The organism is Rhodovulum bhavnagarense, from assembly GCF_004343505.1.
Taxonomy (GTDB): Bacteria; Pseudomonadota; Alphaproteobacteria; order Rhodobacterales; family Rhodobacteraceae; genus Rhodovulum; species Rhodovulum bhavnagarense.
In genome coordinates this window covers 130,492-143,538 of the sequence record NZ_SLXU01000004.1, presented here as the reverse complement: position 1 = coordinate 143,538, position 13,047 = coordinate 130,492, and the positions used below count along the sequence as shown (strand labels likewise).

General features: G+C 62.6%; 13 protein-coding genes. All 13 read left to right on the top strand.

All coding sequences use genetic code 11. The annotated features are described in order from the left end of the window. Nucleotides 1–113 precede the first annotated feature (113 nt). The 13 genes from EV663_RS06715 to EV663_RS06655 all read left to right on the top strand — a co-directional run bounded on the left by EV663_RS06715 (nucleotide 114) and on the right by EV663_RS06655 (nucleotide 13,038). On the top strand, nucleotides 114–1,412 hold the full coding sequence (locus tag EV663_RS06715) for an NAD(P)/FAD-dependent oxidoreductase (protein ID WP_132951020.1): 1,299 nt from the start codon (nucleotides 114–116) through the stop codon (nucleotides 1,410–1,412). Next, the gene (locus tag EV663_RS06710; RefSeq protein ID WP_132951019.1) at nucleotides 1,409–2,173 is read left to right on the top strand and encodes a DUF1365 domain-containing protein; all 765 of its coding nucleotides are present in this window, start codon (nucleotides 1,409–1,411) and stop codon (nucleotides 2,171–2,173) included. The genes EV663_RS06715 and EV663_RS06710 overlap by 4 nt, the downstream gene beginning before the upstream one ends. Then, nucleotides 2,173–3,405, top strand: a complete 1,233-nt coding sequence (locus tag EV663_RS06705) for an MFS transporter (RefSeq protein WP_132951018.1) — start codon at nucleotides 2,173–2,175, stop codon at nucleotides 3,403–3,405. Before EV663_RS06710 ends, EV663_RS06705 begins: the two co-directional genes overlap by 1 nt. Continuing rightward, complete coding sequence (locus EV663_RS06700; RefSeq protein WP_132951017.1) at nucleotides 3,402–3,965, top strand: DUF3833 domain-containing protein; 564 nt, start codon at nucleotides 3,402–3,404, stop codon at nucleotides 3,963–3,965. The genes EV663_RS06705 and EV663_RS06700 overlap by 4 nt, the downstream gene beginning before the upstream one ends. Continuing rightward, nucleotides 3,962–4,702 (top strand): SDR family NAD(P)-dependent oxidoreductase, encoded by a 741-nt coding sequence (locus EV663_RS06695; RefSeq protein ID WP_132951016.1) that lies wholly within the window; start codon nucleotides 3,962–3,964, stop codon nucleotides 4,700–4,702. The genes EV663_RS06700 and EV663_RS06695 overlap by 4 nt, the downstream gene beginning before the upstream one ends. Before the next feature lie 60 nt (nucleotides 4,703–4,762). Continuing rightward, nucleotides 4,763–5,095: a DUF3775 domain-containing protein gene (locus tag EV663_RS06690; RefSeq protein ID WP_425057128.1), complete on the top strand. Its 333-nt coding sequence runs from the start codon at nucleotides 4,763–4,765 to the stop codon at nucleotides 5,093–5,095. Nucleotides 5,096–5,509: 414 nt separating this feature from the next. Beyond that, the gene (locus EV663_RS06685) at nucleotides 5,510–7,672 is read left to right on the top strand and encodes an AMP-binding protein (protein ID WP_243697891.1); all 2,163 of its coding nucleotides are present in this window, start codon (nucleotides 5,510–5,512) and stop codon (nucleotides 7,670–7,672) included. Next, nucleotides 7,669–8,490 (top strand): ABC transporter ATP-binding protein, encoded by an 822-nt coding sequence (locus EV663_RS06680; protein ID WP_132951014.1) that lies wholly within the window; start codon nucleotides 7,669–7,671, stop codon nucleotides 8,488–8,490. The genes EV663_RS06685 and EV663_RS06680 overlap by 4 nt, the downstream gene beginning before the upstream one ends. Beyond that, nucleotides 8,483–9,475 carry a branched-chain amino acid ABC transporter permease gene (locus EV663_RS06675; RefSeq protein ID WP_132951013.1) on the top strand — a complete coding sequence of 331 codons (993 nt, stop codon included), beginning with the start codon at nucleotides 8,483–8,485 and terminating at the stop codon, nucleotides 9,473–9,475. The genes EV663_RS06680 and EV663_RS06675 overlap by 8 nt, the downstream gene beginning before the upstream one ends. A 2-nt stretch (nucleotides 9,476–9,477) precedes the next feature. Next, a complete protein-coding gene (locus EV663_RS06670; RefSeq protein ID WP_132951012.1) occupies nucleotides 9,478–9,720 on the top strand; it encodes a hypothetical protein in 243 nt (80 codons plus the stop codon). Continuing rightward, nucleotides 9,721–10,797: a branched-chain amino acid ABC transporter permease gene (locus EV663_RS06665; RefSeq protein ID WP_132951011.1), complete on the top strand. Its 1,077-nt coding sequence runs from the start codon at nucleotides 9,721–9,723 to the stop codon at nucleotides 10,795–10,797. Between the two features lie 69 nt (nucleotides 10,798–10,866). After that, nucleotides 10,867–12,147 (top strand): ABC transporter substrate-binding protein, encoded by a 1,281-nt coding sequence (locus EV663_RS06660; RefSeq protein WP_132951010.1) that lies wholly within the window; start codon nucleotides 10,867–10,869, stop codon nucleotides 12,145–12,147. Between the two features lie 66 nt (nucleotides 12,148–12,213). After that, nucleotides 12,214–13,038: an ABC transporter ATP-binding protein gene (locus tag EV663_RS06655; protein WP_132951009.1), complete on the top strand. Its 825-nt coding sequence runs from the start codon at nucleotides 12,214–12,216 to the stop codon at nucleotides 13,036–13,038. The last annotated feature ends 9 nt before the right edge of the window (nucleotides 13,039–13,047 follow it).

The window sequence follows — 13,047 nt, the reverse complement described above, 5'->3', positions numbered from 1 at the left end:
CCATTCGGATCACCATATTCCTCGCTTGATCCGCCACAAGGCTTGCAGGTCACTGGACCGGACCAACATAAACCCCATATAGGCACGGGTATTCAAAACAGGAGCAGCGACATATGCCATTCGAAGCCTCAGCGGGCGCACCCCGGCGCATCGCCGTCATCGGCGCAGGGATTTCGGGTCTCGGGGCGGCCTACATGCTGGCCGCCGATGCCCGCGTGACCCTGTTCGAGGCCGAGGGCCGGCTGGGCGGGCATGCGCGCACCGTTATGGCGGGCAAGAACGGTGATCAGCCCGTCGATACCGGCTTTATCGTGTTCAACTACGTCAACTATCCCCACATGACGCGGCTGTTCGAAGAGCTTGATGTGCCGGTAGCGAAATCCGACATGAGCTTTGGCGCCTCGTTGGACGGAGGGGCATTCGAATACGGGCTGAAAAATCTGCGCGCGGTTTTCGCCCAGCCGTCCAACGCGCTGAGTCCGAAATTCCTGGGCATGCTGCGCGACGTGCTGAAATTCAACGCGCAGGCGCTGAGCGTGGCCGACCGCATGCCCGGCGCCACCATCGGCGAGTTTCTGGCCGAACTGGGCACCGGCGACTGGTTCCGCGACCGCTATCTGCTGCCGCTGTCGGGGGCGATCTGGTCCACGCCGTCCAAGGGCATCCTGGATTTCCCGGCCCATGCGATGATCCGGTTTTTCCAGAACCACGCGCTGTTGTCGCACAAGGGCCAGCACCAGTGGTACACGGTCAAGGGCGGGTCGGTCGAATATGTCCGCCGGGTTGAGGCCGCCTTGCGCGCAAAGGGTGCCGAAATCCGCCTTTCCGCCCCGGTAGAGTCCGTGCGCCGCGGTCTTGAAAGCGTCGAGATACGCGCCCATGGCGGCGTGTGGGAAACCTTTGACGAGGTCATTTTCGCCACGCATTCCGATGATACGCTCGCGCTTTTGTCCGATGCCTCGCCAGAGGAACGCACCGCGCTGGGGGCCGTGCGCTACCAGCCAAACGAGGCCGTTCTGCATTCCGATACATCAGTGATGGCGAAACGCCGCGCCGCATGGGCAAGCTGGAACTATACCGAGCAAACCGGCAAGGACAGCGACCGTATCGACCTGACCTACTGGATGAATTCACTTCAGCCGATTCCGCAAGGCGACCCACTATTCGTCACGCTGAATGCGCAACGTCCGATCCGCGAGGACTTGATCCATGACACGGTGACCTTCCGTCATCCGGTCTATGACGGGCCCGCGCTGAAGGCGCAGGAAACGCTGCGCGCCATGAACGGGGCCAACCGGACCTGGATCTGCGGCGCGTGGATGAAAAACGGGTTCCATGAGGACGGGCTGGCCAGTGCCGTCGACGTGGTCGAGGCCATGCGTCGGCGACAGCACGAAACGGTGACGGCATGAATGCGATCGTCGAACATGTGAAAGGCACGACCTTTCACCTGCGTCGGGGCAAGGTTGGGCACAAGCTGCGCCACACGGTCGATTATGTTCTTTACGAGCCCGAGGCCGAGGGGCTGAAGATGCCCGACCGGTTTTCGCTGAACGAAAAGAACTGGATGTCGGTCTGGGACCGCGATCACGGTGGGCCCTATGGCGAGGGGCGTGGCGCAGAATGGGTGCGCGAGGTTCTGGCCGCCCATGACCTGTTCGCGGTCAAGGGGCGGGTGCAGCTCTTGACCATCCCGCGGGTGCTCGGGCACGAGTTCAACCCGGTCAGTTTCTGGCTGTGCCATGGCAAGGATGACACGCTGCGCGCGGTTATCGCCGAGGTGAACAATCCCTGGGGCGACCGGCATTCCTACCTGTGTCACCATCCCGACCAGCGCCCGATCGAACCGGGCGACATCCTGACCGCAGTCAAGATCTTTCACGTCTCGCCCTTTCTGCCGATCGAAGGCGGCTACCGGTTCCGCTTCGATATCCGGCCCGACAAGATCGGCATCTGGATCGATTATTCCGCGAACGATGAACTGGGCCTTTATGCCACGCTGACCGGTCCGCGCCGGCCGCTGACCAATTGGGCGATCCTGCGCGGCAATCTGCGCCGCCCGCTGGGGTCGCGCAGGGTGCTGGCGCTGATCCACTGGCACGCGCTGCTGTTGGTTCTCAAGGGGGCCAGGTATCGCCGCCGGCCCGAGCCGCCCGCCAAAGAGGTCAGTTGATGGCGGCAGCCCCGCTGTCCGGCTATGCGCTGTTCGCGGCGTTTCTGGCCTCTGCGGGGTTGCCGATCTATATTCACGCGCCGAAATTTTTCGTGGACGAATACGGGGTCAGCCTGGCGGCGCTGGGCGCTGTTCTGTTTGCGCTGCGCCTGTTCGACGTGGTGCAGGACCCTGTGCTGGGCTGGCTGTCGGAACGGCTTCGGACCCGCCGGGGGGTGGCGGTGGCGGGGGGCGTGGCGCTGTTGGCGGGGTCCATGCTGGCGCTGTTCGCGGTGCCGCCGCCACTTGATCCGCTCGTCTGGTTCGCCCTGACGCTGACGGGGTTGTTCACCGCGTTCAGTTTTCTCAGCATCACCTTTTACGCGCAGGGCGTGGCCCGTGCCGAGCGGATGGGGGCCGCGGGTCATGTCCGGCTGGCCGCCTGGCGCGAGACCGGGGCGCTTGTAGGGGTCAGCGTTGCGGCGGTCGCACCGACCGTTCTCATCTCGATCAGCGATGCGCCCTTTGCCGCCTTTGCGCTGGGCTTTGTCGGGATGGCGCTGTTGGCGGGCTGGGCAATGCGGCGCGAATGGGGGATGGCCCGCGCGCCAGAGCCGTCCAACCTGCGCGCGGTGCTGGCCGATCCGGTTGCGAGGCGGCTTTTGCTGGTGGCGCTCGTCAATGCGACGCCGGTGGCGGTGACCTCGACGCTATTCCTGTTCTTCGTCGAAAGCCGCCTGGCCGCGCCTGGATGGGAGGGGCCGCTGTTGTTGCTGTTCTTTCTGTCGGCGGCGGCCTCGGCGCCGGGCTGGGGGCGGCTGGCGCAGCGTTTCGGGGTCAAGCGTAGTTTGCTGGCGGGCATGGTGCTTTCCATCGTCGCTTTCGGCTCTGCTGCGACGCTGGGGGCGGGTGATCTGTTGCCCTTCGCGATCATTTGCCTGGCCTCGGGGGCGGCGCTGGGCGCGGATATGACGCTTTTGCCAGCGCTTTTCGCCGGTCGCATGGCGCAGGTCGCACCGAATGCAGGGCAAGCCTTCGGGCTTTGGTCCTTCGTGTCTAAATTCACGCTGGCTTTTGCCGCGGTCACGCTACTTCCCCTGCTAGAGGTCGTCGGGTTCCGGCCGGGGGCCGAAAATCCGGACACGGCGCTTGTGATGCTAGGCGTTTTTTATGCCCTCGTTCCCTGCGTCCTTAAACTGATCGCGATCGCGCTCCTGGCCGCGATACCGCTGACGAGGGAGGAAAACCGATGACATCGATCCTGTCATTCCTGCTGGGCGCGCTGGCGATGTTGGCGCTGGCCTGGCTCAAGGGCCGAACGCTGGGCTTTGGCGCGCAGAAGGCCGACGATTACACGGGGCAGGGTACGGTGTTCGATCTGCCGCGCCACCTGAACGGACCGATCCTGTGCGAAGGGGTGATCTATGGGCCCACCGGCCGGGTCACGTCGCGATTCGTGGCCGACATGGAGGCGCGATGGGAAGGCAATCGCGGCGTCATGACCGAGGAATTCCGCTATGATAGCGGTGCTACCCAAAGCCGCAGTTGGACCTTCACCCTTGAAAATGATGGCTCGATCCGCGCCGAGGCACCCGACCTTGTAGGCACTGGACATGGTATGCAGGCGGGATCGGGGGTACACCTGCGCTATCGCATCCGGTTGCCCGAGGATTCGGGCGGGCATGTGCTGGATGCTGTCGACTGGATGTATCTGATGGAGAACGGGGCGATCATGAATCGCAGCCAGTTCCGCAAGTTTGGCATACCCGTCGCCGAACTGGTTGCGACCATGCGCCCGAAGGAGGCGGCGTGACGGAACTGATCGGAAAACGCTACTGGATCGTGGGGGCCAGTGAAGGGCTGGGCCGGGCCGTGGCAGAGCGGCTGGCGGCGATGGGCGCGCGCCTGGTGCTGAGTGCGCGCACGCCCGAGCGGCTGGAGGAACTCGCCGCGTCATTGCCGCGAAAGGCCGACGTGGTTCCGATGGACGTGTCGGATCGCGCCTCGGTCGAAGCCGCCTTCGAGGCGGTGGGCGAGATCGACGGGATGGTCTTTTTGGCCGGGGTTTACTGGCCGATGACCGCGCAGGCCTGGGATGCCGACAAGGTCGAACAGATGTGCGATGTCAACCTGCTGGGCGCGGCGCGCGTCCTGGGGCACGTGGTGCCGCGTTTTGTCGAGCGGGATGCCGGGCATATCGTGATCACCGGCAGCCTTGCGGGGTTCCGCGGATTGCCCGGTGCGGTGGGCTATTGCGCCTCCAAGGCGGGGGTGATGTCGCTGGCCGAAAGCCTGCACGCCGACCTGCGCGGTACCGGGGTCAAGGTGCAGCTGGTCAATCCGGGTTTCGTGCGCACGAGGCTGACCGACAAGAACGATTTCGCCATGCCCTTCATCAAGGAACCCGACGCTGCGGCACGCGAGATCGTCGAGCACATGATGTCAGACGGCTTTGCGCGCAGTTTTCCGTTGGTCTTTTCCTGGCTGTTCCGCCTGGGACAGTTCCTGCCCGAGGAAATTTACTTTCCGCTTTTCGCCTCTCGGCGCTGACGGGGGCTTGTGCATCGGCCGGGTGCGCGCGAAACTGGGCGCCCGTGCGGAGGAGAGGACATGGAAGAGCTGTTGGAAATCAGCCCGCGCAAGGTCGTTCAGGTTATCTTTCAGGCCCGAGAAAAGGCCATGGCAGAGCCCGAATTGCGTGCGTTCATCGCGGCAATGAACGAGGATGAAAAGGCCAGCCTCGTGGCATTGACCTGGATCGGGCGCGAGACGTTCGATGCCGAGGACCTGGCAGAGGCCATTGCCACCGCCAAGGCAGAGGCCACGGTTCCGACCGAGAATTATCTGGTCGGTATGCCGTTATTCCCGGACTACCTGGAGGCCGGGCTGGAGGCGATCGGCATCAGCCCGGGCGATGTCGAGGAAGATTTCTTCGATCGCTGAGGACGGTCGGGGGCCACGGCGCGGCGTCGACCTTTCATGGGGGCGCTGCCCCCGTCGCCCCATGGGCGACTCCCCCAGGGTATTTTTACCAAGAAGAAGAGGCCCAGTCGTCTGTGTGGCGGGGTAAGTGGCCCGTGGGGCGGGAGTTTGGCCTGTCCCCGGGTCGGAGGCGTTGCGGCGCGGAGAAGGGACTTAACCTTTTGCTTGACCGCGCCGGGGGGGTGCGTAACGTTGCACCCGGTACCGCGATGCGGAGGGGGCCCGGAAGGGATTGCAGCGCGGCCAACGAGGAAAGCCGCCGGGTCCAACCGGCTGAACGAAAAGGTCCGTTCAACGGGCCGCGCCGAGATCGCCATTCAGATCCGCATGGCAAAACAGCGGGCGGGGTGTCTCGGGACCAGGGAGGAAGACGACGTGGCAAACCGTGGCGCGTCCACAGTCGAGCTGTGCTCTGTGCCTGCGCTTTTGGCGCGCAATGCCAGGGCATTTGGTGACAAGCCGGCCTATCGCGAAAAGGAATTCGGCATCTGGCAGTGCTGGAGCTGGGCCGAGGCCGAGGCCGAGATCAGGGCCCTCGCGATGGGATTCCTGGCGCTGGGTCTTGAGCGGGGCGAATATGTCGCCGTCATCGGGCGCAACCGTCCGGCGCATTATTGGGCGATGGTGGCTGCCCAGATGTGCGGCGCGGTACCGGTGCCGTTGTACCATGACGCGGCCGCCGAGGAGATGGCCTATGTGCTGGATCATTGCGGCGCGCGTTTCGTCGTGTGCGGCGACCAGGAGCAGGTCGACAAGGTCATCGAGGTGCAGGACCGCGTTCACCAGATCGAGCATGTCCTGTACAATGACAAGCGGGGCATGCGGAAATATGACCACACGCATCTGCATTGGCTGAAGGATATCGAGGAGGAGGGCCGCGCGGGTCATTCGCGGCTGGAGCCCGAGCTGGACAGGCGCATCGCCGAGCTGACCTGGGACCATACCTGCGTGATGCTCTACACCAGCGGCACCACGGGCAAGCCCAAGGGCGTGGTTCTGTCCAACCGCAACATCCTTGAGACCGCGCGGGCCTCTTGCGAGTTCGACCATCTGGGTCGGGACGAGGAGGTTCTGGCCTATCTGCCGATGGCCTGGGTGGGCGATTTCATCTTTTCCATCGGCCAGGCGATGGTTGCGGGGTTTTGCGTGAATTGCCCCGAGAGCCCAGAAACGATGATGACCGACCTGCGCGAGATCGGGCCGACATATTTCTTTGCTCCGCCGCGCATGTTCGAAACCATGCTGACCAACGTGATGATCCGGATGGAGGATGCCGGCGATCTGAAGCATGGCTTGTTCAAGCATTTCATGGAATTTGCCAAGACCACCGGCGAAACCTACGGGATGCCGCGCTATCGCAAGAAGCAGTCCAAGCCGACACTGCGGCGCCGGCTGCGTTGGGGTTACCGCTATGCGATGGGGATCGGGTTCGCGATCGAGACGATCGTGGAAAATGCCGTGCGGGGGTTTTTCGTGCGGCTGCGCCACCCGCTTGAGGCGCGGAAGTATTTCAAGGCCAAGGGGCCGCTTCTGAACCTCTATCCGCAGCCCTTGCGCGACTATTTCAATTACCGCACCGGCGAGGTTCTGGTTTACGGGCCGTTGAAGAACACCCTGGGCCTGTCGCGCATCCGCGTGGCCTATACCGCCGGCGAGGCGATCGGCCCGGAAATCTTCGAATTCTACCGCTCGCTGGGGATCAACCTGAAACAGCTTTACGGCCAGACCGAGGCCAGCGTGTTCATCACCCAGCAGCCCGACGGGCAGGTGCGGTCGGACACCGTTGGCGTGCCCAGCCCCGGGGTGGAGGTGAAGATTGGCGAGAGCGGCGAGGTTTTCTACCGCTCGCCGGGCACCTTTGTTGAATACTACAAGAATGCCGAAAGCACGGCATCGACCAAAGATCCCGAAGGGTGGGTTGCCACGGGCGATGCCGGCTTCTTCGAAGAGGGGACCGGGCATCTGCGGATCATCGACCGGGCCAAGGATGTGGGAAAGATGGCCGACGGGCGGCTGTTCGCGCCGAAATATGTCGAGAACAAGCTGAAATTCTATCCCGACATTCTGGAGGCCGTGGTGTTTGGCGCGAGCCGCGAAAAATGCACCGCCTTCATCAATATCGACCTGACGGCGGTCGGCAACTGGGCGGAACGCAATAACATCGCCTATGCGTCCTACCAGGAACTGGCCGGCCATCCGCGTGTTCTGGAAACGATCCAGGCCCATGTGGAAGAAGTCAACAGATCGGTTGCAGATGACCCGATGCTGTCGGGTTGTCAGATCCACCGTTTCCTCGTGCTGCACAAGGAACTGGATGCCGACGATGGCGAGATGACTCGCACCCGCAAGGTGCGCCGCAACATCATCGCCGAGAAATACGCCGACCTGGTCGGCGCGCTCTATGACGGGTCGACCAGCATCTACACGGAAACCGAGGTGACCTACGAGGACGGGCGCAAGGGATCGATCAAGGCGACGCTGGAAATCCGCGACGCCAAGGTCGCGCAGCCGGCGCGGAACGGGCAGGTGGCGGCATGAACATGGTGTCTTACGAACCTTTTGTCACCGAAGATGGCCGGACCATCGGCGACGCGGTGATGGAGTTGCGCAACATCACGCTCCGCTTTGGCGGGGTGGTGGCGATCAAGGATATCTCCTTCGACATCCGCGAGGGCGAGATCCGCGCGATCATCGGGCCGAACGGCGCGGGCAAGTCGTCCATGCTGAACGTGATTTCGGGTTTTTACACGCCGTCAGAGGGCGAGGTCTGGTTCGAGGGCCGCAAGCGCCCGCAGATGCGCCCCTACCAGGTGGCGCGCCAGGGCATCGCGCGCACCTTTCAGAACATCGCGTTGTTTTCCGGCATGTCGACGCTGGACAACATCATGACCGGGCGGATCACGCGGATGAAATCCTCGCTGGCCGCGCAGGCGCTGTGGTGGGGCAAGGCCGAACGCGAGGAAAGCGAGCACCGCGAGGCGGTGGAAAAGATCATCGACTTCCTGGAAATCCAGCATATCCGCAAGACGCCGGTGGGCCGGCTGCCCTACGGACTGCAAAAGCGGGTGGAACTGGGCCGCGCGCTGGCCGCCGAGCCGCGCCTGCTGCTGCTGGACGAACCGATGGCCGGCATGAATGTCGAGGAAAAAGAGGACATGTCCCGCTTCATCCTCGACGTGAATGACGAGTTCGGCACCACTATCGTTCTGATCGAACACGACATGGGCGTGGTCATGGACCTGTCCGACCGCGTGGTGGTGATGGATTACGGCAAGAAGATCGGTGATGGCCCACCCGACGAGGTGCGCCGGAACCAGGATGTGATCGACGCCTATCTGGGGGTCAGCCATGACTAATTTTCTTTATGCCGTCGAGGTGATGATCAACGGCCTGATGGCCGGGGTGCTTTACGCGCTGGTGGCGCTTGGCTTCGTTCTGATCTTCAAGGCGTCGGGCATCTTCAACTACGCCCAGGGTGTGCTGGCACTGTTCGCGGCGCTGACGCTGGTGGGGCTGCAAGAGGGGCAGATCCCCTTTGCGCACCTGATCAACGCGACCTTAGGCACCGAACTGCACCACTTCGGCTGGCACATGCCGGCATTGCTGGCGATCCTGTTGACCGTGGGCGTGATGATCCTGCTGGCCATTGCGATCGAAAGATTCATTCTCAAACACTTGGTCAACCAGGAACCTATCATCCTGTTCATGGCCACCATCGGCCTTGCCTACTTCCTGGAAGGTTTGGGCGACATCATGTGGGGCGCGGACATCAAGACGCTGGACGTGGGCTTGCCGCAGGGTGGTAGCATGTGGATCGAGGAAAAGACCGCGGTGCTGGGCGGTGATGGTTTCTACGGCTTCTTCATCGACAGGCTGGACATCGTGGCGGCCCTGGTGGCGGCGGTGCTGGTGATCTCGCTGACGGTGTTCAGCCAGTATTCCAAGCAGGGCCGAGCGCTGCGCGCGGTGGCTGATGACCATCAGGCGGCGCTATCGGTGGGTATCAGCCTGCGCTTTATCTGGGTCCTGGTCTGGTCGATCGCCGGTTTTGTCGCGCTGGTCGCGGGTATCATGTGGGGGGCGAAATCCGGGGTTCAGTTCAGCCTGTCGCTGATCGCGCTCAAGGCGCTGCCGGTGCTGATGCTGGGCGGGTTCACATCGATCCCCGGTGCCATCGTCGGTGGCCTTATCATCGGGGTGGGTGAAAAGCTGTTCGAATTCACTATCGGTCCGATGATCGGGGGCGCGACCGAGAACTGGTTCGCCTATGTGCTTGCCTTGGTCTTTCTCGTGTTCAGGCCGCAGGGCCTGTTTGGCGAGAAGATCATCGAGAGGGTGTAGGGATGGAGAAACTGTACGCGATCGCCTGCGTCATCGGATGGGGCTTTTTCTACTGCTTTGCCTATCTCGCCGTGGCCTCTGTCAATGACGCGGCCTGGATGCCGACGACCTATGCGATCTTTGCCTTTGCCGGTTTTCTTGTCGGAATGCTGTGCTGGGTCCGGCTGGTATCGGGCAAACAGCCGCAACTGCGGCACGCGCCGGTGCGCGTGTACCGCGCACCCGCATTCTCAAGGGAGGTTTGAATGTTTTACCGCGAGGCCGGCGATTTCAAAACGTCCTATACGCAGGACAGCCAGACCTTTCCGATCCGTTTCGACCGCTTTCGGTACTATGCGGTGCTTGCCGTCGCGTTGGCGGTGATCCCCTTCGTCATCGACGATTACTGGGCAAGCGCTCTGATCGTTCCGTTCCTGATATACGCGATTGCGGCGATCGGGCTGAACATACTGGTAGGTTATTGCGGACAGTTGTCTCTGGGGACCGGGGGATTCATGGCGGTGGGGGCTTATGCCTGCTACAAGCTGATGACGGCCTTTCCCGACATCAACATCGTGCTGCATATCGTCGGGGCGGGCTTGGTCACCGCGGCGGTGGGCGTGATGTTCGGCCTGCCCTCCCTAAGGATCAAGGGGTTCTACCTGGCGGTGGCCACGCTGGCCGCGCAGTTCTTTCTTGTGTGGCTCTTCAACAAGGTGCCGTGGTTCTACAACTATTCTGCCTCGGGCCAGATTTCCGCGCCCGAACGCACGGTCGCCGGCATCCCCGTAACCGGCCCCAACACCGAGGCCTGGGCGCAATACCTGATCTGCCTCGTATTTGTCGTGGTCCTGGCCTGGGCCGCGCGCAACCTGACGCGCGGCACGGTCGGGCGGTCATGGATGGCGATCCGCGACATGGACATCGCGGCCGAGATCATTGGGGTGAACCCCCTGAAGGCCAAGCTGACGGCCTTTGCGGTGTCGTCTTTCTATATCGGCATCGCGGGCGCGCTGTTCTTTGCCGTCTATCTCGGCGCAGTCGAGGTAGGCGAGGCATTCGGCATACAGAAATCGTTCCTGATCCTGTTCATGATCATCATCGGTGGCCTTGGGTCGATCTTTGGCAGCTTTGCCGGGGCGGCTTTCCTGGTGCTGTTGCCGGTTCTGCTGAAGAACGTGCTGGTGGGCGGGCTGGGCTGGCCCACCGACCTGGCCGCGCACCTGGAACTGATGATCGTGGGGGCGCTGATTATCGTCTTCTTGATCGCGGAACCGCACGGCCTGGCCCAGCTCTGGCGCACCGGCAAGGAGAAACTCAGACTTTGGCCGTTCCCGCATTAGGGACGGCACAACCGCGCGAACGACCGGGACAACCCGGCAGGCACGCGTATCTTGGGAGGAGACCCTGACATGAAACTGAAACTTGCATCCGTCGCACTTGGCGCGCTTCTCGCTGCCAGCCCCGCGCTGGCCGATCTGGTATTCCCCGATCTCAGCTACCGTACCGGCCCCTATGCGGCTGGCGGTATCCCGTTCTCGGATGGCTACCAGGACTATTTCACCCTGATGAATGAACGCGACGGCGGTATCGGCGGCGTCAAGGCTCGCGTTCTCGAATGCGAAACCGCCTATAACACCGAGAAAGGCGTGGAATGCTACGAGGCGACCAAGGGTGAGGGCGCACTGATTTACCAGCCGCTGTCAACCGGTATCACCTACCAGTTGATCCCCAAGGTCGAGGCCGACGGTATCCCGCTTCATACCATGGGCTATGGCCGTACTTCGGCGGCGAATGGCAAGGTATTCGAATGGGTTTTCAACTATCCCGCCAATTACTGGGATGGGGCCTCTGTCGCGATCAACTACCTGCTGGATGCAAATGGCGGTGATCTGAGCGGCAAGAAGATCACGCTTCTCTATCACAATTCCGCCTATGGCAAGGAACCGATCCGCACGCTTGAAGACCTCGCGCAAAAACATGGCTATGCGCTGACCGCGATCCCGGTCGACCATCCGGGACAGGAACAGAAATCGCAATGGCTGCAAATCCGGCGCGAGCGCCCCGATTATGTCATCATGTGGGGCTGGGGCGTGATGAACCAGGTCGCGATCCAGGAGGCCGCGAACATCCGCTTCCCGATGGAGAATTTCATTGGCAACTGGTGGGCTGGCGCCGAGCATGACGTCGCCCCCGCAGGGGCGGCCGCCGATGGCTACAAGGCCCTGAACATGAACCGCATCGGCGACCTGCCGGTTTTTGACGACATCCGTACCTATGTGGCGGACAAGGGAATGGCCGCCGGTGACGGGTCGAACATCGGCAAGGTGCTGTATACCCGCGGCATGTATGCCGCGATGCTGGCGGTAGAGGCGGCCAAGACCGCCCAGGAAATCCATGGCACGCCCGACATCACCGCCGCGATGATGCGCGACGGGATGGAGGCGCTGGTGATGGATGCCGCCAAGATGGAGGCCCTGGGCGCCGCCGGCATCGGCCCGGAATTCGGCGTGACCTGCGCCGATCACGGTGGGTCGGGCATGGGCATTGTCCAGCAATGGAACGCGTCCGAGGGACGGTGGGTCGCACTGACCGATTATATCGCGCCAGATGATGCGATCATCGCCCCGCTGGTCGAAGAGGACTCGATGGCCTATGCCGCCGAGAACAACATCGCCCCGCGCTGCGAGTGACATGATCCCGGCCCCGGCGCCAGTATTGTGCGCCGGGGCTTTCCCAACAGACGAGGCCGACCGGGTATGCTGGACGCTGGACGCACGCAAGAAACGTTGCTGGAAGTCAACAATATCGAGGTGATCTACAATCATGTGATCCTCGTTCTAAAGGGCGTGTCGCTGAGCGTGCCCAAGGGCGGCGTTACCGCGCTTCTGGGCGGCAATGGCGCGGGCAAGACCACTACACTCAAGGCGATTTCCAACCTTTTGCATTCCGAACGCGGCGAGGTGACCAAGGGCAGTATCCTCTATCGCGGCGAGCGGGTGCAGGATCTCGGCCCGTCCGATCTGGTCAAGAAGGGCGTGATCCAGGTGATGGAGGGGCGGCATTGCTTCGAACACCTGACGGTCGAGGACAATCTCTTGACCGGTGCCTATACCCGCACCGATGGCAAGGGGGCCATCGCAGCAGATCTCGACATGGTCTATACCTACTTCCCCCGCCTGAAAGAGCGGCGAAAATCCCAGGCGGGCTATACCTCGGGCGGCGAACAGCAAATGACGGCGATCGGCCGGGCACTGATGTCGCGCCCAGAAACGATCCTGCTTGATGAACCCTCGATGGGGCTGGCGCCGCAGCTCGTCGAGCAGATCTTCGAGATCGTGAAATCGGTCAATGAGAACGAGGGCGTGACCTTCCTGCTGGCCGAACAGAACACCAATGTCGCCCTGCGCTACGCCCATTACGGATACATCCTTGAATCAGGCCGTATCGTGATGGATGGCCCCGCCGCTGCCCTGCGCGAAAACCCGGACGTCAAGGAATTCTACCTCGGCATGGCCGATGAAGGGCGCAAATCCTTCCGCGACGTGCGCTCCTATCGCCGCCGCAAGCGGTGGCTGAGCTGATCGCCGCGC